The sequence below is a fragment of the Pseudomonas sp. NFXW11 genome (assembly GCF_049887815.1).
Taxonomy (GTDB): domain Bacteria; phylum Pseudomonadota; class Gammaproteobacteria; order Pseudomonadales; family Pseudomonadaceae; genus Aquipseudomonas.
Genome location: NZ_JAGEKI010000003.1, coordinates 416130 through 438952 on the forward strand (window position 1 = coordinate 416130; position 22823 = coordinate 438952).

At 60.5% G+C, this 22823-nt stretch carries 23 protein-coding genes and 1 tRNA gene; 11 read left to right on the top strand and 13 right to left on the bottom strand.

The features are described 5' to 3' along the window. Positions 1-25 precede the first annotated feature (25 nt). Together J4P02_RS07600 and J4P02_RS07605 are read left to right on the top strand one after the other, a co-directional pair. Positions 26-101, top strand: a tRNA-Phe gene (locus J4P02_RS07600). Between the two features lie 97 nt (positions 102-198). After that, positions 199-1947 (top strand): DUF6538 domain-containing protein, encoded by a 1749-nt coding sequence (locus J4P02_RS07605; RefSeq protein ID WP_426188957.1) that lies wholly within the window; start codon positions 199-201, stop codon positions 1945-1947. Positions 1948-2120: 173 nt separating this feature from the next. Here the strand turns inward: J4P02_RS07605 and J4P02_RS07610 are convergent, their stop codons facing one another. The 4 genes from J4P02_RS07610 to J4P02_RS07625 form a co-directional block, all read right to left on the bottom strand. Then, on the bottom strand, positions 2121-2609 hold the full coding sequence (locus J4P02_RS07610; RefSeq protein WP_426188958.1) for a ribonuclease H family protein: 489 nt from the start codon (positions 2607-2609) through the stop codon (positions 2121-2123). A gap of 83 nt (positions 2610-2692) precedes the next feature. Next, positions 2693-3559 carry a ParB N-terminal domain-containing protein gene (locus tag J4P02_RS07615; RefSeq protein ID WP_426188959.1) on the bottom strand — a complete coding sequence of 289 codons (867 nt, stop codon included), beginning with the start codon at positions 3557-3559 and terminating at the stop codon, positions 2693-2695. A gap of 788 nt (positions 3560-4347) precedes the next feature. Beyond that, on the bottom strand, positions 4348-4617 hold the full coding sequence (locus J4P02_RS07620) for a hypothetical protein (RefSeq protein WP_426188960.1): 270 nt from the start codon (positions 4615-4617) through the stop codon (positions 4348-4350). 195 nt (positions 4618-4812) lie between these two features. Continuing rightward, the gene (locus tag J4P02_RS07625; RefSeq protein ID WP_426188961.1) at positions 4813-5451 is read right to left on the bottom strand and encodes a recombinase family protein; all 639 of its coding nucleotides are present in this window, start codon (positions 5449-5451) and stop codon (positions 4813-4815) included. Positions 5452-5921: 470 nt separating this feature from the next. Between J4P02_RS07625 and J4P02_RS07630 the strand changes: the two genes are divergently transcribed. Then, the gene (locus J4P02_RS07630) at positions 5922-6593 is read left to right on the top strand and encodes a hypothetical protein (RefSeq protein ID WP_426188962.1); all 672 of its coding nucleotides are present in this window, start codon (positions 5922-5924) and stop codon (positions 6591-6593) included. Between the two features lie 224 nt (positions 6594-6817). On the opposite strand, the gene J4P02_RS07635 is transcribed toward J4P02_RS07630, so the two are convergent. From J4P02_RS07635 to J4P02_RS07665, 7 genes are all read right to left on the bottom strand, one after another. Further along, entirely contained in the window at positions 6818-7861 is a 1044-nt protein-coding gene (locus J4P02_RS07635) for a hypothetical protein (protein ID WP_426188963.1), read from the bottom strand. Positions 7862-8002: 141 nt separating this feature from the next. Further along, a complete protein-coding gene (locus tag J4P02_RS07640) occupies positions 8003-8458 on the bottom strand; it encodes a carboxypeptidase regulatory-like domain-containing protein (protein WP_426188964.1) in 456 nt (151 codons plus the stop codon). Between the two features lie 486 nt (positions 8459-8944). Further along, positions 8945-9223 (bottom strand): hypothetical protein, encoded by a 279-nt coding sequence (locus J4P02_RS07645; protein WP_426188965.1) that lies wholly within the window; start codon positions 9221-9223, stop codon positions 8945-8947. Positions 9224-9518: 295 nt separating this feature from the next. Then, complete coding sequence (locus J4P02_RS07650; protein WP_426188966.1) at positions 9519-10559, bottom strand: DMT family transporter; 1041 nt, start codon at positions 10557-10559, stop codon at positions 9519-9521. Between the two features lie 223 nt (positions 10560-10782). Continuing rightward, positions 10783-11088, bottom strand: coding sequence for an addiction module antidote protein (locus J4P02_RS07655; protein WP_426188967.1), 306 nt, complete (start codon positions 11086-11088; stop codon positions 10783-10785). 55 nt (positions 11089-11143) lie between these two features. Further along, positions 11144-11728 (bottom strand): hypothetical protein, encoded by a 585-nt coding sequence (locus tag J4P02_RS07660; protein ID WP_426188968.1) that lies wholly within the window; start codon positions 11726-11728, stop codon positions 11144-11146. A 62-nt stretch (positions 11729-11790) separates the two neighbouring features. Further along, a complete protein-coding gene (locus tag J4P02_RS07665; RefSeq protein WP_426188969.1) occupies positions 11791-12111 on the bottom strand; it encodes an isochorismate lyase in 321 nt (106 codons plus the stop codon). Between the two features lie 183 nt (positions 12112-12294). Between J4P02_RS07665 and J4P02_RS07670 the strand changes: the two genes are divergently transcribed. Both J4P02_RS07670 and J4P02_RS07675 read left to right on the top strand, forming a co-directional pair. After that, positions 12295-13257, top strand: coding sequence for an alpha/beta fold hydrolase (locus J4P02_RS07670; protein WP_426188970.1), 963 nt, complete (start codon positions 12295-12297; stop codon positions 13255-13257). Positions 13258-13383: 126 nt separating this feature from the next. Then, positions 13384-13794, top strand: a complete 411-nt coding sequence (locus J4P02_RS07675) for a hypothetical protein (protein WP_426188971.1) — start codon at positions 13384-13386, stop codon at positions 13792-13794. Between the two features lie 81 nt (positions 13795-13875). Here the strand turns inward: J4P02_RS07675 and J4P02_RS07680 are convergent, their stop codons facing one another. Beyond that, the gene (locus tag J4P02_RS07680; protein WP_426188972.1) at positions 13876-14196 is read right to left on the bottom strand and encodes a hypothetical protein; all 321 of its coding nucleotides are present in this window, start codon (positions 14194-14196) and stop codon (positions 13876-13878) included. Between the two features lie 387 nt (positions 14197-14583). Beyond that, the gene (gene gabP, locus J4P02_RS07685; protein WP_426188973.1) at positions 14584-15975 is read right to left on the bottom strand and encodes a GABA permease; all 1392 of its coding nucleotides are present in this window, start codon (positions 15973-15975) and stop codon (positions 14584-14586) included. 555 nt (positions 15976-16530) lie between these two features. Here gabP and J4P02_RS07690 point away from each other — a divergent pair. The 6 genes from J4P02_RS07690 to J4P02_RS07715 all read left to right on the top strand — a co-directional run bounded on the left by J4P02_RS07690 (position 16531) and on the right by J4P02_RS07715 (position 22796). Continuing rightward, positions 16531-17304 (top strand): ABC transporter ATP-binding protein, encoded by a 774-nt coding sequence (locus tag J4P02_RS07690; protein WP_426188974.1) that lies wholly within the window; start codon positions 16531-16533, stop codon positions 17302-17304. A 13-nt stretch (positions 17305-17317) separates the two neighbouring features. Then, positions 17318-18070, top strand: a complete 753-nt coding sequence (locus J4P02_RS07695; protein ID WP_426188975.1) for an ABC transporter substrate-binding protein — start codon at positions 17318-17320, stop codon at positions 18068-18070. Between the two features lie 64 nt (positions 18071-18134). Further along, positions 18135-18827 carry an ABC transporter permease gene (locus J4P02_RS07700; RefSeq protein WP_426188976.1) on the top strand — a complete coding sequence of 231 codons (693 nt, stop codon included), beginning with the start codon at positions 18135-18137 and terminating at the stop codon, positions 18825-18827. Then, positions 18827-19516: an ABC transporter permease gene (locus tag J4P02_RS07705; protein ID WP_426188977.1), complete on the top strand. Its 690-nt coding sequence runs from the start codon at positions 18827-18829 to the stop codon at positions 19514-19516. Before J4P02_RS07700 ends, J4P02_RS07705 begins: the two co-directional genes overlap by 1 nt. A gap of 48 nt (positions 19517-19564) precedes the next feature. After that, a complete protein-coding gene (locus tag J4P02_RS07710) occupies positions 19565-20776 on the top strand; it encodes a methyltransferase (protein WP_426188978.1) in 1212 nt (403 codons plus the stop codon). Positions 20777-21155: 379 nt separating this feature from the next. Further along, positions 21156-22796 (top strand): FAD-binding protein, encoded by a 1641-nt coding sequence (locus J4P02_RS07715; protein ID WP_426188979.1) that lies wholly within the window; start codon positions 21156-21158, stop codon positions 22794-22796. The last annotated feature ends 27 nt before the right edge of the window (positions 22797-22823 follow it).

Below are 22823 nucleotides of genomic sequence, written 5' to 3' on the forward strand. Positions count from 1 at the left end.
AAAAACCCGTTTAATGCGCCCCGTTGCCCAGATAGCTCAGTCGGTAGAGCAGGGGATTGAAAATCCCCGTGTCGGCGGTTCGATTCCGTCTCTGGGCACCAAATACCGAAAACCCCTGATTCCGCAAGGTCTCAGGGGTTTTTCATTTGTGGAGAGCTGTAACCCGCACCTTGACTGGTACACATTGCGGGTACACACATGACATTCATGGCACAACCCTGGAAGCACACTAGCGGCATCTACTACATCCGCCGCCGCATCCCCGACGACATCAAGTCCATCCTAGGCAGAGGTGACTTTTACAAGGTCAGCCTTCAGACCCGCGTCCCCGCCGAAGCCAAGACCAGGTTCGCAGCCGAGTGGCGTAAAGCCGACCAACTTTTTGACACGGCACGTCTACAGCTCCGCATAGGGGTACAGCTCACAGCAAAGGATGCTGTCCAACTGGCAGCACGGTGGGCGCATCGAGAACTCCATGAAATGGAACAGTCTGGCGTGTATTCGTCCTGGCTTGTCACCCACAGCGGCGGAGCCTTTGAGACTCTAGGAGAGTTCTATGGCTCCGGCCACAGCGTCCCTACCTTCCTCGCCGCGTCCGGCATACAGTCGCGACTGCTTTCCGACATTGAGCAGGAACTAGCGCGCTACAACCGCCCTCTCGTGCCCATCGACTCGGTCGCTTACCGCCATCTGCTAGAAGCCTTCGCTGCTCAGTTGCTGCGGCTGTCGGAGGCAGCCCTTGATAGGTCACACCACGACCACGTCACCCCTCTCCAGGCGCCGCCTCCGGCCCCTCTCAGCTTTGAAGCCCCGCACAATAAGGCCCCACTGCTGTCACACTTCTTTGAGGACTGGAAGGCATATGTTTTGAAGATTGGGAATGGTGGCAGGGACGTAACCAAACGAGTTGCGGAATATGGCGGCACCGTCAAAGTGTTCATTGAGCTGAATGGCGATCTGCCAATCGATGCCATCACCCGAACGACCGCCAGTACATTTGCCACCGACCTCCTCAAAATGCCTACCGGCGGGACAGGACGACGCGCTATGACAGCTCGTCAGCTAATCGCAAGGGCGGAAACCGAAGGTCTCCCCACGCTCGGGCGCCTAACCGTCAAGAACCGCCTTATGGCTCTTTCGGCAGTGCTCTCCCATGCCGTCCGCTTGGGTATTTTGGCGGAGAATGCCGTCACGGCATCCGGGGTTACAGGCGAACTGTCCAAGGCCGCACATAAAGCTGGTAGAACCGCTACCCGCAAGCACTACACCCGACAGGAGCTGAAACAGATATTCAGCAGCCCAATCTTCCACGACTCCTGGAGACCGCCAAGGGCGTCGTTCGGCGAAGCGTGGTACTGGATTCCGCTACTACTGTGCTACACAGGCGCCCGCCGGGAGGAGATCGCGCAACTTAAAGCGGGCGAAGTGCAGCGCAACGAGGATGGCGTCTGGTTCCTGGATTTGCTTTCAACGCCCGACGAGGACGGAGACATCGACCTTCGCACGCTTAAGACGGCGGGCAGCCACCGCAAGGTTCCGCTACACCCCGACCTCATCGAGCTTGGCTTCCTGGAGTACATAGACAGCCTTCCAAAGGCGGGAGCCCTATTCCCGCAGCTTGAAGCGAATCATGCCGGTTACTTCGGCCACAACTTCGGCAAGCGGTGGTCGGCATACCTGAAGACGGTAGCCCAGCTGGAAAGCAAAGTCCGACCGTCGCACGGGTTCCGCCACTCGTTCATTACGCTATGCCGGGAAGTCGGCGTGCCCGAGGAACTCCGTGACGCTCTAACAGGCCACGACAACGGCGCCGTCAGCCGCAAGTATGGGGAGCGGGCGCTACTACCTCAGCTTCTGGAGCAACTGAAGATGCTGCCGAGCATTGCACGCGATGCCGGCCTGCTGCCTGCTCTTGTTGTTGCCTCCAGGACCACCACTTTGGAATAGCCCAGGTGGTCGTAGGCTTCGTCGAACAGGACGCCCTTGAACTTGGCGTAGACAGACCAGTGGCCTGGTTTCTTGTGGAGGTATTGCATTTCGTACAGGCGGCTCTGGACGGCGTTAACCGAGGTAAAACGCCAGGGGGATGGACATGCAAGGCCCATCCATCCCGCCTGTGGTTACGGTGCTGTGGCTGCTTCGGTCAGTTCGGAAACACGCTCGCCAGTAGCTCCACGGCAGGCTAGGGAGTCGGCCTCCTCGTTACCTGGATTGCCAGCGTGGGCCTCGACCCACACAAAAGCCACCTTGCGCGTTTGTATGAGCTGGTCGATTTGCTCCCATAGGTCGCGGTGCTCAACCGGCTTCTTCTTGCTGTTCTTCCAGCCCTTGGCCTTCCAGTTGGAGAGCCATTCGTTTGCCCCTTTGACCACGAACTCGGAGTCGCTGTAGAGCGTGATAGGCATTGGTTTGTTGCACCGCTTCAGCGCCTCCAGGGCTGCCAGCAGCTCGGCTCTGTTGTTGGTCTGGGGTTGGTTACGGGGGACCGGAGCGGCAAGCTTCAGTGTCTTGCCCTCGGGGTTGGTGATGTAGGCGCCCCAGCCGGCTTTGGCGTTGGGTTTTCCGTTGTTCGGGCAGGCGCCGTCGACGTAGGCAATGTACGTGACCATGGATAGATGTCCTTTGATGTTTCGAGTTCGGCGTGGGCGCAAGTAGGTATGAGACCTCCCTGACGATACCCACGTGATGCCCTTCAGTAATCCGAAGGGAGGTGGTGTTCTGTGTCGTTGAAGTGTGGTTGTGGCTGGACGTCAAAGCCCTGTTCGCGCTGCCAGTCCAGGAACGCGTCCATGTCCTCTACGGAGAGGGTTACTTCATCGTCTTCGGGTATCGGCTGGGCGCATACAGCGAAAGCGCGGCGCACCTTGTCCATGCCCTCTACCGGCTTAACGTTGTGCAAATGAAAGCCCACCGCATTAATGGCCTTCTTGGCGACGTCAGCCCCATAGGCTGCCTCGAAGTCCGCTAAAACTTGGGCGAGGGCTCGCGCAGCCTTTTTCTCCTGCCAATGTGGATTCTTCCGTTCGCTGCTGCCGTCCCTCCTAGCCAGTCGCCAGGTATAAGGGGCGGGGCTGTCGTTCCAGTAGGCCAGCAACGCTTCCTCTGCCGCCTTGCCTTTGAGACTGGCGTCGATAACTCCCGACGCGACTCCGTTTTGACGTACCTTCTGGCGCATTTTCTTGATGGTTTCCCGGTCGACACCCAACGTAGCCTCCGCCTGGGTTTTGTTTAGACGCCGGTAGAAGTCGGTTTCGGGATAGTTCAAGCAGCGCCAAGCGTTCTCAACCTTCTGGTCTTTGGTGAGCCGTAGGCCGTGGTCATTGTTGGCCGTACCAGCGGCAACCAGTGCGTCAGCAAAACCTTTGCCGTCCAGCACAAGCGCTGGGATGACTTCCACATTGAGCTCCTGGTGCGCCCAGAAGCGGTGGTAGCCGTCAACCAAGTAGAACCGCCTAGGATTGTCGTCTTCGGCTGGGACTACCAGAACAGGGGGTAGGCGCTCCCCACGCTTGAGAACCATCTTGAGGCCGTCCAAATGCTCAATGGTGGCCGGCGTCAACGGGAGCCTGTCCTGTATACATGGTGAGGCAGCATTACGATTCTGAAGTCGCGGACTGGTGATTACCTTGTCCAGCGGGATGGATTGAAGTCGTCCCTGCATTCTTATCGGGTCCGCACGACTGGACCTAGGGCACGCCAACAAGGCGCCTCCAGGTCAGACTTGAGGAGGTCCAGCATATCGACGTCAGCCCACGTAAGGCCGCTGACCAGGGCCAGCTCCAGCGCTTCAGCAAGCCGTGTATCACGTCCTTTGCGCCGACTGATGGCGTTGGCAAGCTGGGTCAGGCGGTCAAGGTGGTCCGCACGTAAGTGTAGATTGAGGCGCACAAGGCGCATGGGCTGTTTCATGGGATTGAAGTCCGGTGATAGCAAACGCAAATGCCCCGCCGTGGTTGCCCAGGCAGGGGGAGGGTTTGCAGGAAATGTGATTGAGCTGCCGCCAGGCACAGCTCCTGGTCTGGTTATACAAGGATTGGCGTTAATACCCGTGGCATCGCTTGAGTGGGACGCCGGGTGCCTTTCTCCTTGACTGGCACTAATTGCCGTTCTCAACCCTCAAACCCCACAGGGCCAAGGGTTGCGGACACGCTCAGGGCGTGATGGATGAAATGGGGGTTTAGCGCAAACTCGGACGGGATCGACGGTGCAGACTGAATGTGGCACCTGGAGTTTGGTGCCTGCCTGGTTGCTCAAAACGGACTGTCGTAGCTAGAGGGTAAGGACGCCTTCTCTTCGTGCAAGGAAGGGCCATAATTCGCCGGGACGTCCTCCTCGGTGTTCATTTTCCTACATGAAGTGGATCATGGCCTGGGTGATAGTGATGCCGTGTTCCTTGGCGTATGCCTCGATCTTGGCCATTTTCTTCCCTTTCTCGATGGCAATCCTTGCCGCCTTCGTTTCAATGGCGTTTAGCCGCTCCGCCTCTTGGGCTACTTTCTTCTGCGACTTGGGCTCCTCGACGGCGTAGATCCCGCTTTTTACCAACGCCTTCTCGGGCCTGAACCTGGCCTGAGCCTTGATTGTGCGCTTGCTTCTCGACTTCTTTTTCTTCGTCATTTCGAGGGGGACTCCAGGTAATTGGAGCCCACTTTTTAGCAGCGCTGACGGGTTCGAAACAGTCTGGTTAGGAAGTGTGATAACGTTGATTCTATGGCCTGTAGCCCCGTAGCTGCGGGCCTCAGCTGCGATTCGACAGGTCCGGTTCCGGACCCGTATATGGCTATATCCCATGAACTCATAGCTCGTAGTCTGTCACTGAGCGGCGGCTACCTGGAGCTTCTTGGCGCGTTGCACTGTCGCCGTACTGGTGCCGGTGGCCTTGGCCGTTTCCCGGATGCCCATACCCTTAGCCAGGCACACCAGAATGCGCTTGTGCTTGTCTTGGTCGATGGACTTACCCACGTAGCGCTTTTCGTTCTTGGCCTTCTCAATGCCCTGCCGCTGACGCCGTAGACGGTCTTCGTAGTCCTTCCTTGCTACAGCGGCGAGCATGTCCAACAACATGGCGTTGACGGCTTCTATGACACGCCCTGTGAAGGCGTCAGCGGCGCTGTTTGTATTTGTCGGAGCCATCGCCATGTGTGACGTCGGCAAGTCCAGTGACACGACCTTCACGCCCTTATCCTTGATTACCGCCAGGAGCTTCTGCCAGTCAGCCTCGGTCAGGCGTGATAGCCGGTCTACCTGTTCGACCAGGAGAACGTCCCCGGGGTGGGCGTCTTCAAGGAGACGGAAAAGCTCAGGCCGCTGTAGGGACGCTCCGCTTACGTTCTCGATATAGGTCGTGGCGATGGTGTGCCCGTACTGCTTGGCAAAGTCCACCAACGACTGCTTGGCCCTAGTGGCGTCCTGTTCAGCGGTAGAGGCGCGAAGATAGGCACGGATGAACATGGAGTAAAGCCCCTGTGGTCGTAGAAGTGTGGTCACTATAGGTGTGGTCTCAATAGTGGTCAACAGGGTCTAAACGAACACAATTGGCCATGCCTCCCGCCGTGGTTGGCCAGGTATACCCTTACGACCATACCCAAGCACGCTGGGCAAACCCCGCCCGCCAAGGCATATCAATTGATCGCCTCGTCTTATGCTCAACGTTGGAAAGCTTGCCGCCCGGTCCGGGGTCGTCGCTTAAACAGATGGCATAGCACCTGTCGTCGTTCAGTGCTGAAGCTGAATTCGCCTACCGCATGGCGGTCACCCCCGCCCGGAGGGGGGGAATCGGAACACTTCTTTACTACTCAAAGACGTCGCAAATTTTTCAGCCGTAAAAAGCCGCACTACCGGGGGGCAGCACGTAGACTTCGACTTCGCTACCGCATAGTGTGGCCGCTATGGCCGCTCGCCCCTACTGGGAAAGGAATCTGATGCAATCAGCAGTGCAGCAAAGGGACGCATTTATCAAGACCATCAAGCACATCAGGACCGTTGTCCAGAAGGTGGTCGCCAACTCCGGTCCAAAAAATATCCTACGTGCCCCGGACTCACACAAGATCGCAGAAGGACTTTTCTTGAGCGCCGCTACGCATTGGGAGGAGTTGTGCCAAGGGCTATTACTTGTCGACTTAGCGACCGACAACGACAGCCTGCTGTTCAAGCATGTCAAGGGCTTCAGGACTAAGAATGGCTCCCACCACCTAGCCGAACTACTCGTGTCGCATCTAGACCATCCTCACTCGTTCTACGACTGGTCTGACTTCAACAAGCTGCACACCAGGGCAAACAAGCTTTTTCCGAAAGGACATCGATTCGCACCTCCGGCGGGGGCCCCTACAAGTCAAAAAACGTGTCTGCCTGCCGCCTTACTGGAGGATTTGATTAAGTTCAAGCGCCTACGCAACGCTGTAGCCCACAAAAGTGACAAGGCATGGGAGACTTTCATGAAGATGATTAAAGAGTCCCCCTTCAGCTTGACGTCATCCCAGCGGAAAGGCATCACGCCAGGTCGTTTCATGGTGACTAAGCAGTGGGACGGACAGATTGTCCTGCTGACTGCCTTGGACAAATTGGAAACCGCCGCGAAGTCGCTAGTCCCTTGAGGGCCTCTTGGCGCTGGTACACGGAGCAGGTACACTTCGCGCCTACGGATGGCCTATAAGCCCCGTAAAACAAGGGTTTACGGTTTCCAGCTCAGTGTCGGCGGTTCGATTCCGTCTCTGGGCACCAAATACCGAAAACCCCTGATTCCGCAAGGTCTCAGGGGTTTTTTCATTTCTGCGGACCGGCACCCGCCTCAAGGCCCATCTTGCGCTGGGAACCTGCCCTACTTGGGCAGCGACAACGGCACGCCCCAGATCGGGTCCTCCATGCCTTGCTTGCCCAGCGGCGTGATCTGCATGGGCTGGAGCCTGGACAGCAATTGCCGGTGCTTCTCGCTCAGGCTGCGTTGCTCAATCAGATTCTGCGCAAAGCTCATCGGCGCCGGCCAGGTGTAGACGGTCAGGTTATCGAGCGGACACTCGATTTTCTGCGGGTCGATCGCCCGGCACTTCGCCTGCTGGTACTTGTAGCCAGGAGTCTTCAGGTGCATGCGCGGGGCCAGCAGCAATTGCCCGCCCTGGACGGTGAAGCTGGCCAGCGCCTTGTCCGCCGGCAGGCGCGACTGGACCTTGATCGAAGGAACATCACGCGAATCGGTCTGCTGGTAATAGCCGGCCGGGGAGCCCGCCGTGGTCTGGGTATATTGCTGCTCGCCCCAGCTCACGCAGGCACCCGAAGCCCTGAGCACGGAGGTACAAACCTTTTCGGTCTTGGTCTCGCTGCCATAGGTGGCGTCCTTCCAGACCTCTTCCCTGTAGTACTCGCGATACAGCTCGGGGGACAGGTACGCGGTGCCGTTGGCGCCACGGCCCGAACCGGGTGGGCCGCTGCGGGCGCCAACCTGGTCGAGCAAGCCGCGGATCTGGTAGTCATCGCCGCCGGTCAGCAGGTATTTGCCGGGCGGCAGGATATGCACCTCGAAGGCCTTGAACAGATAGGTTTCGCCAGGCTTTCTCTGCAGCGCATTGGTCTGGAACTTGCGGCCGAAGGTCACCTTCGGATCCTTCTCGTATTCCCAGATTGCCGTCGGCGTCCATTGGGTCATGGTCAGCGCATCGCTCAGCGACTTGTGCGGCATCACGTCGGCCACCAGCACCACCGTCATGTTCGCCCTGAGCGCTGCGTCCACCTGATCCAGCAACTGCGCGTAACGCGGGTCGTCCATGCTGCCGTAGGCGCCCGAATCGAGATCGGACACGCAGCCAGAGAGGGAAAGAGAAAGAAGCAACGCAGAGGGCAGGGCGAAACGCAGCCGTGACAGTCTCATGTATCGATCCTTGATAGACATTGGCGGGGGTCGTCGAACAGCCATATTACTGGCCTGAGGTCGGAGCACAATATTCAGCAAAACCAATCGGACGACCTGCACAAAGCTCAAGAATGCGACGCGAATCGCCCCTTCTCCTGCTCAACTGCCCGCCCAGTGCAGATTCAGATCGTGCCGGGGCGCGCCCTGCAGATCCAGCATGCTGCGCTGCTCATGCCCCTGACGGGTCACGATAAGCTGATAGCGACCCGCCGGTAGCTGCACATAGAGAATCGGCCCCATCTGGCTCAGGCTCAGCAGTTGATGGCCCTGGGCATTCTGGATCGCCACATCGACATCCGCGGTGTACAGGTTTTGTGCGCCGACGGAAAAAGTCATGTGCAGGTTGTAGCCCCTGACCAGCTGAATGGCCCGCGACTCATCGAGGCCGATGCCGCCGTTCAGATAGGAGATGCCATTCTGCTGCTGCGGCTGCAGTTGCACGCCTGCCGGATCGATAGGCTCGTTGCTGAGGGTGGCGGACTCCACCCTGATGGGCGCGACGGACAGCAGCGTCGCGATAACGCCAGATACGACACAGATGGATAAGGTCTTCACGATGACCACTCCCGGGTTCGTCTCGAACCACTGTAAAGGGGCGTCACCCACAAGCCTTTGACCCCAGCAAGGCAGCGCCCGGGCCTCCCCTGTTTCACCTTGAATGGCCACGCCCCGGGCAATCAACGCCCGAACGGCAAAGCCCCACGCGCCCGACCAAACGGGCCCGTCGACAACTCCTGAATTTAAGTTTATGCCCTGAGGCAACCGGCCCTAGATCGATTCGGCGTGAAGCCATGAACCAAAGGTAGCTAGGCTCGAAAGCCGGAACCTAGGCCAGCCCCCATCGGCGCGTCCTCCTGCGAAGGTTTATCGACGTCAGGCAATTACGCAAAGGTACTGGATGCAGAGTTTGGCAAAGGCTTCGACGCTACCGACTTGCGGCATATGCATGAAGCCGCGACACAGGGCTGCGCCAGGCCAGTTTGAGGGCGGCCAGAATCAGATCGATCCTGGCCGCATTTACGCACTACCTGCATCCGCCGATCAGTTGGCCTGATCCGCTCGCCCCAACGCCTGCCCCTGAGCCACATCGAGCAGGGCCACGCCATCACCGAGCAACAGCGAGGCGAGGTCGGCAATCTGGAACAGGTCGCTGGCGTCAGCCGTTTGCGCGGTCATGCAGGACAGGCTGTTCATCAGTTTGTGCAGGGCGCGTATGCGCTGATCGGCGCAGGCCAGAAGATCGACCAAGGGCGCATGGGGATTGATCAGCAGGACAGGGTTGTCCGCTGGCGTGTGGTGAAGAGGGATATATCCGTTCATTGGTGTAGCTCCGTGCGTTAGGGAAGCTCCCCCCAAACTCTCCTACAAGCTGGGTGGCAGCTGTACGCGGGGTAGGAGACCGGTCGCACAACCCGGCCACGCCGAAGCGTGCCCGCGCACAGCCGCCATAAAACACAGGGCAGCAAGAAGCGCCCAAAAAAAACTGGGCGCCTGTGCACGGTGCGACTCTCGGGCTCCTACACCCGGCCGCTGATTTGGCAGCGACCGGCGCAGAGTAAAGAGCAGGTCAGGTCAGCGCAAGCCCTCACCTGGTGACTGAAAGTAACCAGCCGACTCAATGCCGGTGCCGATGATGAACATCGGGAAAGTGCGCATGGCTATGCCGGATCGGCGCGTGCTCATGAGGGTGGCTGTGGGGCTCCGTACCGCCCCACTCAAAGTCATGTTCATGCTGGTGGTGCTCGTCGTGCCGGTGGCGATGGCTGTGCGTCAGGGGCTCATGCTGATGCTCATGGGCATGATTCTCCAGCAGGTGAATCCAGACGCCGATGGCCATCAGTGCCGCCGCCACCAGGAACCACAGGGAAACCGACTCGCCGAGAATCAGGATCGAGAGCGCCGCGCCAAGAAAGGGCGCCGTGGAAAAATAGGCCCCAGTGCGCGCACTGCCCAGCCCACGCAGGGCCAGGACGAACAACACCAGGCTCACGCCGTAACCCAGGAACCCCACCAGGAGTATCGGCCCCCACGTGGCGACGGCGGGCAGTTGCGCACCGATCAGCAACGCCAGGCCGGTATTGACCCCTCCCGCCACCAACCCCTTGCTGCCGGCGATGAACAGCGCATCGGACGCCGAGACCTTGCGGGTCAGGTTGTTATCGATGGCCCAGCACAGGCAGGCGAAGGCCACGGCCAGCGGCCCCAGCCAGCCATCAGTAGCGGCATGCTGCTGCGGCCATGACAGGACGGCCCCGCCCAACACGATGGCGAGCATGCCGATGACGATCCGGCGATCGGCATTCTCCTTGAACACCAGCCAAGCCAGCACCGCGGTGAGCACCGACTCCAGATTGAGCAGCAACGAAGCGCTGGCGCCCGCCATCCGCGTCAGGCCGAACATCAGCGCGACCGGCGCCAGCACACCGCCAAACAAGATAGCCCCCAGCAACCAAGGCCACTCTCGCGCCGCCAGGCCCGCCGACTGCCAGCCCCGATCGCGAACACAACGGACAATGGCCAGACCGACACCACTGCCCAGATACAGCAACCCAGCCAGGAGCATCGGCGCAATATCCACCCCCAACAGTTTGGCCAGCGGCGTACTGGCGCCGAACAAGGCGGCAGCAACCAGCGCATAAAGAACGCTCAAGTTCATGCTCGGATCACCCTTCAGGTTCATTGCAAGATGCTGAACAGAATGACCCTGACGGTGTAGAAATGCCGTGAATCAACCTGCAACCGAGCGGCAAGCCTCAGCTTCCAGGGGACGCTGCGCGCCCCAGCGGGAGCAAGCTCCCTCGCCACCGCTACAGTGCTTGTCCTCAGCTCAATGGCATGACCGTCCAGAGCGCGCTTTCACCGAGCATGGCCCTGCAGTTTCAAACCCCTTGCTGCACCGTACCGACCTCAGCATGCAGCTTTATACCCAGAGCCCCCATCACCTTCATGATGGTCGCCAAACTGGGATTGCCATCAGCCGACAGCGCCTTGTAAAGCCCTTCGCGAGTCAGGCCAGCATCTCGGGCTAGCTGCGACATCCCACGCGCTCGCGCGATATCGCCCAAGGCAGCAGCCAGCAGCACGGGATCGTTCTCCTCCAGACAGGCTTCAAAGTAGAGAGCCATGTCCTGATCAGTCTTCACGTGATCGACAACATCCCACTTGCTCAGCTTTATCTTGGCCATCTCATTCTCCTAGAGCTCACGGGCCAGCCTGATGGCAATCCTTATATCAGCGGCCTCAACCAGAACTTGCCTCCATCAACACCTTGAGCGCCGCATCGGCCTCGGCACGCTGGGCCTTTGAAGGTTTGGCGGCAAAGCGGCTGCGCTGCTTGTCCAGGGTCAGGTAGGCGTTGTCGCCATCGCCCCAGATATAGGAATAGATCAACAGGAAACTGTCGGAACCAGGCTGGCAGTAGGAGGCGACGCTGCGCAGGGGCGCCAGCAGCTGGATCATCTCGCCGTAGTTGTCGGTGAACTCCAGCAAAGCGAACTGCCAGCGACCGGTCTGCGGATCGTAATGGGTAGAACCGCCTGTGCCTGTCCACATCTGCACCACTTCCTGCAGGCTGCGCGCACCGGAATCCTGCAGCCACTCGGCATCGACCCGCGCCGAGCCGTACATGTCCTTGCTGTCGAACCACTTCTGCCAATCGTTGTAGGAAATCGCCGGGCGTGGCGGCGCGGCCATGGCTTGGGCGTATTGCTCGGGCGTCATGCTGCAGCGCAGGTACACCGAGGATGGCTCGTTTGCCTGAGCCTGTGTGGTTGCTCCAAGTAGCGCCACCAGCGCCAGCCCGGTCCATGAGCACAGCTTGTTCATGTCGTTCCTGATCAATCAAAAAGGGCCGCCAGCATACCTGCACCGACGGCGGCCGATCACTCTCAAGCCGGCGCCTGTGCTGCCTGCCAATGCTTCATCTCCTCAGCGATAAAATGCTGCACCAGATCGCTGTACAACTGCTCGATGGCATCCGCGCTCAGGCCTTCGGCCTCGGCCCATTCGCGGCGGGTGGCGAGCATCGCCTTGAAGCGCTCCTCGGCGCGCACCGTGGCCGCCGAGGTCTTGAACTGCGACGCGGCCAGCACGTACTTGAAGCGTGTGCCCAGCAGGGCGATAACCGCCCGATCCAGGGTGTCGATCTCTCGGCGGATGTCTTCCATGCCCTGGCATTGCTCCGGGCTCATCTGATTCTTCACTTCCATGCTCAACACTCCATCGGGATCAGGGACCCGACCATAGCCGGGGTTCGGATTATTCCCATTGACCGATGCGGCAGTAAAGTTGCCGCGACCTGGAGGGGCCGGGTATTAATGAACGCACAAAAAAATCGTCGCCGAGGGAGGTCGCTGGCCCACCCCGCGACAGCCACCCAGGAACAATCGCCCATGTCCCTGCTGTCCTGCCCCGACCAACCCACCGCCCACCTCACCGCTGCCGCCCCCGGCGAAGCCTTCAGCGAACCGGCAGCAGACGGCTTCACGCTCGGCGGTTTCAGCTGGAGTCATGCGCGCCCCGACCCGACGCGAGCAGTGGTGATCATCAATGCCGCTACTTCGGTGCGCTGCCGCTATTACGCACGCTTTGCCGAGTACCTGTTCGCCAACGGCTTCGACGTGATGACCTACGACTATCGCGGTATCGGCGAATCGCGACCGGCATCCCTGAAAGGCTTCAAGGCCTCCTGGTCGGACTGGGGTGCGCTGGATTTCGAAGCCATGCTGCAACGCGCCCAGCGCGAATTCCCCGGCCAGCCGGTCGACGTGGTAGGCCACAGCTTTGGCGGTTGCGCCCTGGGCCTGGGCGCTTCAGCCGGGGTGATCCGCCGCGCGGCGACCATGGGCGCGCAGTTCGCCTACTGGCGCGACTACTCCCGCGAACAGCGCTGGCGCATGCTGGGCAAGTGGCACCTGGCGATGCCGCTGCTGACGCGCCTGTATGGCTACTTCCCCGGCAAGCGCCTGGGCTGGATGGAAGACACCCCCGCCGGTGTGGTGAACGACTGGAGCTTGCCCCACCCTCGCTTTGAGGGCCGCCCCAGCGGCCGCAGGCTCGCCGCGAACCGTCAGGGCCAGCCCTTCGCCAGGGTTTCGGCGCAAATCCTCGCCATCAGCCTCAGCGACGATCCCTTTGGCACCGTCCCCGCCATCGAGCGCCTGCTGGGTTACTTCAGCCACAGCACCCCTACCCATCTGCGTATCAGCCCCCAGGACATCGGCGAAACCGAAGTCGGGCATTTCGCCTTCTTCCACAGCCGCTTCCAGAGCCGGCTCTGGCCCATCATCCTCGGCTGGCTGCAGCACGGTGAGCTCGACAGCCGCAGCCCGGGGCGGATCATTCCCCTCCCCTGAAGCCGCCCCTCCCGGCCGATGGCAGATGCTCCAGAGGCGATTTACTGGCATCCTTGGCCGCCTGAAAAGGTCGCCGCTGGCCAGCGACCCCCGGGATACACCTCCAAGCATCAAGGTAAGACGCTCATGGCATCTGCGAACAAGCAACACAAGAGAGCCCAGCGGGCGAAGACCAAGGCCAAGCAAAACCGCGCCAAGCGCACCGCGCCTACCTCGGAGCTGGACCTGGACCCCAACGACAGCCGCATCGATTTCGAATCGGTGGACCTCACCGAGCTGTTCGTGAAAATGCGCGACGCCGAGAAAACCAGCCAGCAGGCCCTGTGCGAAGCCTTCCTCGCCGACCCGCTGCTGGAGCTGGTGTATGAGCAGGAAGGCGAACAGGGCGCCACCGACTTCATCCTCGCCGCCCTGATCGAATACCGTAACTGGTCCACCGAAGCCGATGAGGCCACGGCTTTGGCCTGGATCGAATCCGCCGCCTTCCAGGCCGACTACATGGCCGCCTCCCAGGCGCTGTTCAGCAGCGAAGGCTGAGTTCCGGTAGGCATGAAAAAAGGGCGCATTCAGCAATGAATGCGCCCTTTTTCATTTCAGCTACGGGAGCCGGCCTGATCTTCAGACCGCTTCCAGCCGAGGGATTTCCATGCCGATACGGGCGCTGGCAAAGCTCAAGTCGCCGCTGGCGATGGACTGGGCCTTGAAGCCTGAGCCGATCAGGTCACGTACGTACAGCTTGTTGTAGATGAACATGAACACCAGGTTGCTGAAACCGAAGGTGAACATGGCCAGCAGGAACATGATCGCCGCCCATTTCCAGTCGGCGCGGAACAGCGCCGGAATGAAGCCGAAGAAGAACACGGTCCAGGAGAAACCAACTGGCGCTTCCTTGATGGCTCCGGTGTTCGGGTTTTTGAAGATGATTTTAGTGAACGCCATGCGCGTCTCCTTGCCGCCCCATTTTGAGGAGCCAATGGTCGGGCGATCACCATTGAACCCTGAATGCTCGTTCTTCGAGCCGGGACTGCCGGCCACACCAAAGGCGGCGCGAACAATCAGGAGCCAGGGCACGGGCGAGTGATTCAGGGGAGAGAAGAAGCAGAAGACGGACTCGAAGTCCCGACAAGCATCCAATCCCTTGTATGACAGCGCTATTCCCTAGCTCCTCTCACGCTGGCACGCAAGAGCTCTTATCGAAGAGCGCGCAGGCTACTATTTCGCCAGCGCAGTGTCCATGAAACGCCATGTAACAAGTCACAAATCCAATAAAAAAGGCCGCGGTCAATGCTGACAGCGGCCTTTTTTGTACGGCAAACGGTCAAACCGTCAGTTCACTACCAGCGCTGCATTACGCTCGATCCGCCGACGCCGCGCCACCAGCAGGCCGGCCGCGATCACCAGGATGCTGAGCAAGCCAGTGGCGAGAATCTCCACCCGGTGCTCTTCCTGGAACAGCATGATGCCGAGGATCGCGACGATAAACACGATCACCGCATAGGTCAGGCCCGGGAACAGCCACATGCGGAAGGCGATCTTCTCGCCGGCGGCCATGCGCTTCTGGCGCATGCGCAGTTGCGACACGGCAATCACCAGGTACACCAGCAGGGCAATGGCGCCGGAACTGGCCAGCAGGAACTCGAACACCGCCGCCGGGGCGACATAGTTGGCGAACACCGCGAGGAAGGCCGCGGCAGTGGACAGGATCACCGCCCAGTAAGGCGTGCCGCTGGCATTGGTGCGCTTGGCGGCAGCCGGGGCATCGCCGCGCTTACCCAGGGAGAAGAGCATGCGCGAGGCGGTGTAGAGCGCCGAGTTCAGGCAACTGGTCACGGCCACCAGCACCACCAGGTCGACGATCAGCTTGGCATTGGGGATGCCCATGCGATCCAGCACGGTCTGGTAGGAGCCAACCTGGGCCAGGCTTGGATCGTTCCACGGCACCAGGGCCACGACGATAAAGATCGACACCAGGTAGAACAGGCCGATCCGCCAGATCACCGAGTTGGTGGCCTTGGAGATCTGCTTGCCCGGGTTGTGGGATTCCGCCGCGGCAATGGTGACGATCTCGGTGCCCATAAAGGAGAACATGGTGGTCAGCATGGCAGCCAGCACCGCGCCCATGCCGTTGGGCATGAAGCCCTGGGTATCCACCAGGTGCGAGACACCGCTGACCTGGCTGTTGGGCAACAAGCCGCAGATGGCCGCCAGGCCGAGGATCACGAAGCCGATAATGGCCACCACCTTGATCAGGGCAAACCAGAACTCGAACTCGCCGTAGTTCTTCACGCTGAACAGGTTGGTGGCAGTGAGCAGCAGGGTGATCACCAGGGTGAAGGCCCAGATCGCCACATTGGGGAACCAGGCATGCAGGATGGTCGCCGCGGCGTTGGCCTCCAGCGGGATCACCAGCACCCAGAACCACCAGTACAGCCAGCCGATGGTGAAACCGGCCCAGTGGCCGATGGCGCGATCCGCGTAAGTCGAAAAGGAACCGGTGTCCGGCGAGGCCACGGCCATTTCCGCCAGCATGCGCATCACCAGCACCACCAGGGTGCCTGCGGCGGCGTAAGCCAGGAGTACAGCCGGACCGGCTTCGGCGATGGCATGGCCGGAGCCGACGAAGAGACCCGCGCCGATCACGCCAGCGATCGACAGCATGGTCACATGCCGTGGTTTGAGCCCCTGTTCGAGGTCATTGGAGAGTTGCGTACCGCTCATGAAAAGCACCTTTGCAACGAAAAAAAGAGTAACTCCACCCGGCCTGCATTCGTTCTCGTAAAAAGAATCCAACGGGGCGTTCTTTATTTCGCACGCAATAATTGCGCCAAAATGTTACAGGGTCCCGAGTTACAGGGGTTGGCGAGCCGACCGATGGAATTCCCAAGTCCTTGAGAAACATGGCTTTTCGCCAGCCCGTTACCGGACGACTCATTTTGTAGGACGAAATGGCGCACCAGAAACACACCCGAAAACGGCTCGATGCACAAATAGGCAGCACAAGCATGACCTTTGGCCCGTTAACCCTTCCAACACCCGGCCAAAGCTGGCACCATCGCGCCTTTTTTTACGCGACCAGCGCCGGATTCAGGGTTCAAACGGGCGTTCGGTTGTTGATGGGGCGACAGTCTGCTGTGCTGATGCGACAACCTGCCACACACCCTCCGTTTACCTCCGGTAGCGCTGTTGGCTGCGATTCGAACCCTATGCTAGCTTGGCGCCTCGCCAGGAAAGCCGCCTGCAGCAGGAGCACCATGAACTCAATGAGGACCGCACATGGCTGAGGCCACGCCCGCGCTTGAAATCCGCAACTTGCACAAACGCTACGGTTCCCAGGAAGTACTCAAAGGTATTTCGCTGACCGCACGCGACGGTGACGTGATATCGATCCTGGGTTCCTCCGGCTCCGGCAAATCCACTTTCCTGCGCTGCATCAACCTGCTGGAAAACCCGCACCAGGGGCAGATCCTGGTGGCCGGCGAAGAGCTCAAGCTCAAGGCCGCGAAAAACGGCGAGCTGGTGGCCGCCGACGGCAAGCAGATCAACCGCCTGCGCAGCGAAATCGGTTTCGTCTTCCAGAATTTCAATCTCTGGCCGCACATGAGCGTGCTCGACAACATCATCGAGGCGCCACGCCGAGTGCTGGGCCAGAGCAAGGCCGAGGCCATCGAAGTGGCCGAGGCGCTACTGGCCAAGGTCGGCATCGCCGACAAGCGCCATGCCTACCCGGCCCAACTGTCCGGCGGCCAGCAGCAACGCGCCGCCATCGCCCGCACCCTGGCGATGCAACCCAAGGTCATCCTGTTCGACGAGCCCACCTCGGCCCTGGACCCGGAAATGGTCCAGGAAGTGCTCAGCGTGATCCGCAACCTGGCCGAAGAAGGCCGCACCATGCTGCTGGTCACCCACGAAATGAGCTTTGCCCGTCAGGTCTCCAGTGAAGTGGTATTCCTGCACCAGGGCCTGGTAGAAGAGCAGGGAACGCCACAGCAGGTCTTCGAGAACCCGCTTTCGGCACGCTGCAAACAATTCATGTCCAGCAACCGCTAACGGAGCTACACGCATGCAGAGCTATAAGAAAATCCTCCTGGCCGCTGCCGTCACCCTGGCGTTCAGCGCCAGCGCTGCCGCCGAGACCCTGAAGATGGGCATCGAAGCAGCCTACCCACCCTTCAACAACAAGGATGCCAGCGGCCAAGTGGTCGGCTTCGACAAGGACATCGGCGACGCCCTGTGCGCCAAGATGAAAGTCGAGTGCAGCGTGGTCACTTCCGACTGGGACGGCATCATCCCGGCCCTGAACGCGAAGAAGTTCGACTTCCTGATCTCCTCGCTGTCGATCACCGACGAGCGCAAGCAGGCGGTGGACTTCACCGACCCCTACTACTCCAACAAGCTGCAGTTCATCGCGCCCAAGGACAAAACCGAGTTCAAGACCGACAAGGCCTCGCTCAAGGGCAAGATCATCGGCGCGCAACGGGCGACCCTGGCCGGCACCTGGCTGGAAGACAACCTGGGCGACGACATCACCATCAAGCTCTACGACACCCAGGAAAACGCCTACCTGGACCTGACGTCCGGCCGCCTGGACGCGATCCTGGCCGACAAGTACGTCAACTACGAGTGGCTCAAGAGCGAAGCCGGCAAGCCTTACGAGTTCAAGGGCGAGCCCGTTGAAGAAAGCGACAAGATCGGCATTGCCGTACGCAAGAAAGATCCACTGCGCGAGAAGCTCAACGCCGCCCTGAAAGAAATCGTGGCCGACGGCACTTACAAGAAGATCAACGACAAGTACTTCCCGTTCAGCATCTATTGATACTGACTTGCCTGACCGGCGCTCACTCCTGGGCGCCGGTCCTTAGCAAAGCCATCCAGACCCCATGAATATCGATCTCTACGGATTCGGCCCGGCGCTCGCCGCCGGCGCGCTGATGACCGTCAAGCTGGCCCTCTCGGCGTTGTGCCTGGGGCTGGTACTCGGTCTGCTCGGCGCCTTGGCCAAGACTTCCCCGTACAAGCCGCTGCGCTGGCTTGGCGAAACCTATTCGACCATCGTGCGCGGCGTCCCGGAGCTGCTCTGGGTGTTGCTGATCTACTACGGCACGGTGAACATGATGAGCGCCCTGGGGGAGCATTTCGGCAACCCCGACCTGGCCCTCAGCCCGTTCCTCGCCGGGGTGATCGCCCTTGGCCTGTGCTTCGGCGCCTATGCCACGGAAGTGTTCCGCGGCGCGATCCTGGCCATCCCCAAGGGCCATCGCGAGGCCGGCACCGCGCTGGGCCTTTCCAAGTTGCGGATTTTCAGCCGCCTGATCCTGCCGCAGATGTGGCGCATCGCCCTGCCGGGCCTGGGCAACCTGTTCATGATCCTGATGAAGGACACCGCCCTGGTGTCGGTGATCGGCCTTGAAGAAATCATGCGCCACGCGCAGAACGCCGTGACCTTCGCCAAGCATCCGTTCACCTTCTTTATGGTTGCGGCCTTCATGTACCTGGGCCTGACCGTGATCGCCATGACCGGCATGCACTTCCTGGAAAAACGCGCCGCCCGCGGCTTTGTGAGGACGACGTAATGGAATGGGAAGTCATCTACAAATGGCTGCCGAAGTTCATCCAGGGCGCGACGCTGACCCTGGAACTGGTGGGCATCGCGGTGATTCTCGGCCTGTTGCTGGCCATCCCGCTGGGCATCGCCCGTTCGTCCAAGCTCTGGTACGTGCGCGCCCTGCCCTACGCCTACATCTTCTTCTTTCGCGGCACCCCACTGCTGGTGCAGCTGTTCCTGGTGTACTACGGCCTGGCGCAGTTCGATACGGTGCGCGAGAGCTTCATGTGGCCCTACCTGCGCGATCCGTTCTGGTGCGCCACCGCCACCATGACCCTGCACACCGCCGCCTATATCGCCGAAATCCTGCGGGGTGCGATCCAGGCCATTCCGCCGGGCGAGATCGAAGCCGCGCGGGCCCTGGGCATGTCCAAGCCCAAGGCGCTGTTCTATATCATCCTGCCGCGTGCGGCGCGCATCGGCCTGCCGGCCTACAGCAATGAAGTGATCCTGATGCTCAAGGCCAGCTCCCTGGCCAGCACCGTGACCCTGCTGGAACTGACCGGCATGGCGCGCACCATCATTGCCCGCAACTACCTGACGGTGGACATGTTCTTCACCGCCGGGGTGTTCTACCTGTTGATGTCGTTCATCCTGGTCCAGGCCTTCCGCCAGTTGGAACGCTGGCTGCGGGTCGACGCCTGCCAGGGACGCTGACCTTCCTCCGCTCCCGCCAGGGAGCGGGCCTGCCCCGGACTCAACAGCATGCCCTCGATCCTCCAAGGCCCCGCGCTGCTCGATCGCTTCCTGGCCCTGGACGGCTTCCTGCTTGAGCACCAGGCACTCTGGCGGCCACGCCCGTTCCAGCACCTGCAACTGCCCTGGGAAACCGCGCATCCGCAACTGGCCCAGTGGCTGCGCCAACGTTCCCTGGAAGATGCCGAGGCCGCGCACCATCAGCCGCAACAGCTCGCGGCACCTGCGCCCTTTGGCCAATTGGCGGAACAGTCCCTGGCCCTTGGCGCTGTCGGCGAACTGCCCGCCAGCACTCTTGCGCCCATCCGCCAGCGCCTGTCGGTCGATGTACCCGGGCGCAAATGGCAGCAGATCGAAGCCTTCGCCGCCTGCCTGCAGTTCGACCGCGTACCCGGCCACTGGCTCGACTGGTGCTCCGGCAAGGGCCATCTCGGCCGGCGCCTGCTGCAGCCTGGGCAACAGCTGACCTGCCTGGAATACGACCCGGCACTGGTGGCCAGCGGCGAGCAACTGAGCCAGCACCACGGCCTGCCCGCGCGCCATGTACAACAGGATGTGCTGGGGGCCGACGCCGCCACCCAATTGCATGCAGGGTACTGCCCCGTGGCCCTGCACGCCTGCGGCGACCTGCATGTGCGACTGCTGCAACTGGCCAGCCAGCAGGGTTGTCCACAGCTGGCCATTGCCCCCTGCTGCTACAACCGCACCAGCGCCAGCCACTACCAGGGGTTATCCATAGCGGCCCGGGCATCAGGCCTGCACCTGTCCCTGGACGACCTGGCCCTGCCCATCAGCGAAACCGTCACCGCTGGCGCCCGGGTGCGGCGCCAGCGCGACAGCTCCATGGCTCGCCGCCTGGGGTTCGACCTGCTGCAACGGCAACTGCGCGGGGTCGATGCATACCTGCCCACCCCCTCCCTGCCCAGCCACTGGCTGGACAAGCCCTTCGCCGACTACTGTCGCGACTTGGCGGCGCTCAAGGAGTTATCCACAGTGGGCCAGCAGGACTGGCCCGCCCTGGAAGCCGCCGGCTGGCAACGCCTGGCCCAGGTGCGCAACCTGGAGCTGCTGCGCGGCCTGTTCCGCCGGCCACTGGAGTTGTGGCTGGTGCTGGACCGAGCGCTGTTCCTGGAAGAACAGGGCTACCAGGTGCGCCTGGGCACCTTCTGCCCCGCGCCATTGACGCCACGCAATCTGCTGCTGCTCGCCGAACGCGCCTGACACCCCGCAACAAGCCCATTCACGCCCTTTGCTGTAGCCGCTGGCGCAGGCGGCAAACGACCTCGTACCACGCCCGAAGCGCAGTGAGTGGCCGCTGCAAGTGCATCCTCGAACTTTCCTCGATGAATCTGGAAGCGCCTGGCAGAACCGCCAATGGCCTTTGCAAATACTGGTTCCGGCTACAACACGTTGAAAGCAATTTCAGCAAGACGGCCGTCAACTTGAATCAACTATCGCCAGAACAGGCTTGAGGAAGCATGAACATGCAGAATCTCCGCGAAGGTCATTTCCTTTACTACTCTCCAGCAAGCGCCAGCAGCATGGGCGTCGGACAAAAAATGGAAGCGGCCACAGCCGCCACTACTTACAGGAGTTAATGATGAAAATTGTCGACAAAGAGGGAAAGACTTACGAAACCCTGCAAAAAGGTTTCAACTTGCGCTGGCCGCCCAGTATCGAGCAAGGTGCCAACACCATTTATGTGTGCACTACCCCCGATGAAGTACTGGCCGCAGCCAACACTGCACTGAGCAACAACAACCGAATTACCGTGCGCAGTGGTGGCCACTGCTACGAAGGTTTTGTCTCCAACAAGTTGCCCAATGAATCGGAAAAACTCGCCATCATCGATGTCGGCGAGATGAAAGGCCTGGATTACAGCGAAGAGAAAACCATCACTTCAGCCTGGGACAGCCAGAACCACACCTACCGTTTCAGATCATTCACCGGCAATCAGAACTGGGACGGTTACCTGTCGCTGTATCGGCAAGCGGGCCGCACCATCCCCGGTGGCTCCTGTTATTCCGTGGGCCTGGGCGGTCATATCAGTGGCGGTGGCTATGGTCTGCTGTCGCGCATGCATGGCCTGACCGTGGACTGGGTGACCGGCGTGGATATCCTGACGCCGGTCAGCGGCGCGCGGCAGCTGGAGTTCCGCCATGTACGTGCCGACAGCGCCAGCGCCGTGGATCGGGATCTGTTTACCGCCTGCTGCGGCGCCGGTGGCGGCAACTTCGGAATCATCACCGCCTATTACTTCGACGAACTTCCAGAAGCACCGCAAAAAGCCTACTGGATTCCCCTGTCCTATCCATGGAAAGACCTGAAGCCCAACTTCACGGCCTTCCTTAAAGCCTATTGGCAATGGTTCTCCGACAACGACGCCAACGCCACCAGCCTTGAAGAAGGCGTGGGTAATGGCGGCTTGTTCACCCTGTTGAAGTTGAATCATATTGATGCCTCGGACAGTGTGGTACTGGCCATTCAATACACTGGCCCCAATGGCCTGGTGGGTGGCGACAATGATATTCCGCTGAATGATTTCATCAGCAAGATGAATGCCGCAGCGGGCGCAATTCCCACTCTGCATGACGGTTTCATTGCACCCAACATCCTGCCGCACAAACATTCCCATGCCGGCCGGGCAGTGACTTGCGCCGCCGAACATCACGCCATGGACTGGCTCTACGTGACCCAGATGATTAACGGTTCGGGTAATAACCAGAGAGGAAAGTACAAGTCCGACTATCAGGTCGAGCAGTTTTCCGACACGGCCTGCAATGCCTTGCTGACCCACCTGACCACGGCAACCCCCAACAAGCGCTTCAACCAGTCGCTGGTGCAAATCGACTCCTATGGCGGAGCCATCAACAGCCGAGGCAAAGGCACCACTGCCGTTCCACAACGAAGTTCCTTGCTCAAGGCTCAATACCAGACTTACTGGACCAACGCCGCCGACGATGGGGAGCAACTGAAGTGGATCCGCGATATCTACACCGCGGTGCACGGTGGCAAGCCAAAACGGCCGCAATACGATGGCTGCTACATCAACTATCCCGATGTGGACATGAAGTACACCAGCAGCGGCGCGGTAGACCCTGATTGGCTGAACCTCTACTACGGCGCGGATACAGCACTGATCGACACACTGATTGGCCTGAAGGAAGCGGTAGATAGCAACAACCTGTTCCGTCACGAGCTGTCCATTCCCCTCACCAAGCCGAGCGTCAAGTACCCCTGATTGACGACCTACCGGCATCCGCTGGCT

Excerpts from the sequence above, each read along its gene's own strand:
- J4P02_RS07655 (WP_426188967.1), bottom strand. The coding sequence starts at position 11,088 with ATGGCCAAGATAAAGCTGAGCAAGTGGGATGTTGTCGATCACGTGAAG.
- J4P02_RS07670 (WP_426188970.1), top strand. The coding sequence starts at position 12,295 with ATGTCCCTGCTGTCCTGCCCCGACCAACCCACCGCCCACCTCACCGCT.
- J4P02_RS07660 (WP_426188968.1), bottom strand. The coding sequence starts at position 11,728 with ATGAACAAGCTGTGCTCATGGACCGGGCTGGCGCTGGTGGCGCTACTT.
- J4P02_RS07605 (WP_426188957.1), top strand. The coding sequence starts at position 199 with ATGACATTCATGGCACAACCCTGGAAGCACACTAGCGGCATCTACTAC.
- J4P02_RS07715 (WP_426188979.1), top strand. The coding sequence starts at position 21,156 with ATGAAAATTGTCGACAAAGAGGGAAAGACTTACGAAACCCTGCAAAAA.
- J4P02_RS07690 (WP_426188974.1), top strand. The coding sequence starts at position 16,531 with ATGGCTGAGGCCACGCCCGCGCTTGAAATCCGCAACTTGCACAAACGC.
- J4P02_RS07610 (WP_426188958.1), bottom strand. The coding sequence starts at position 2,609 with ATGGTCACGTACATTGCCTACGTCGACGGCGCCTGCCCGAACAACGGA.
- gabP (WP_426188973.1), bottom strand. The coding sequence starts at position 15,975 with ATGAGCGGTACGCAACTCTCCAATGACCTCGAACAGGGGCTCAAACCA.
- J4P02_RS07700 (WP_426188976.1), top strand. The coding sequence starts at position 18,135 with ATGAATATCGATCTCTACGGATTCGGCCCGGCGCTCGCCGCCGGCGCG.
- J4P02_RS07635 (WP_426188963.1), bottom strand. The coding sequence starts at position 7,861 with ATGAGACTGTCACGGCTGCGTTTCGCCCTGCCCTCTGCGTTGCTTCTT.
- J4P02_RS07710 (WP_426188978.1), top strand. The coding sequence starts at position 19,565 with ATGCCCTCGATCCTCCAAGGCCCCGCGCTGCTCGATCGCTTCCTGGCC.
- J4P02_RS07680 (WP_426188972.1), bottom strand. The coding sequence starts at position 14,196 with ATGGCGTTCACTAAAATCATCTTCAAAAACCCGAACACCGGAGCCATC.
- J4P02_RS07665 (WP_426188969.1), bottom strand. The coding sequence starts at position 12,111 with ATGGAAGTGAAGAATCAGATGAGCCCGGAGCAATGCCAGGGCATGGAA.
- J4P02_RS07620 (WP_426188960.1), bottom strand. The coding sequence starts at position 4,617 with ATGACGAAGAAAAAGAAGTCGAGAAGCAAGCGCACAATCAAGGCTCAG.
- J4P02_RS07625 (WP_426188961.1), bottom strand. The coding sequence starts at position 5,451 with ATGTTCATCCGTGCCTATCTTCGCGCCTCTACCGCTGAACAGGACGCC.
- J4P02_RS07675 (WP_426188971.1), top strand. The coding sequence starts at position 13,384 with ATGGCATCTGCGAACAAGCAACACAAGAGAGCCCAGCGGGCGAAGACC.
- J4P02_RS07695 (WP_426188975.1), top strand. The coding sequence starts at position 17,318 with ATGCAGAGCTATAAGAAAATCCTCCTGGCCGCTGCCGTCACCCTGGCG.
- J4P02_RS07645 (WP_426188965.1), bottom strand. The coding sequence starts at position 9,223 with ATGAACGGATATATCCCTCTTCACCACACGCCAGCGGACAACCCTGTC.
- J4P02_RS07705 (WP_426188977.1), top strand. The coding sequence starts at position 18,827 with ATGGAATGGGAAGTCATCTACAAATGGCTGCCGAAGTTCATCCAGGGC.
- J4P02_RS07630 (WP_426188962.1), top strand. The coding sequence starts at position 5,922 with ATGCAATCAGCAGTGCAGCAAAGGGACGCATTTATCAAGACCATCAAG.
- J4P02_RS07650 (WP_426188966.1), bottom strand. The coding sequence starts at position 10,559 with ATGAACTTGAGCGTTCTTTATGCGCTGGTTGCTGCCGCCTTGTTCGGC.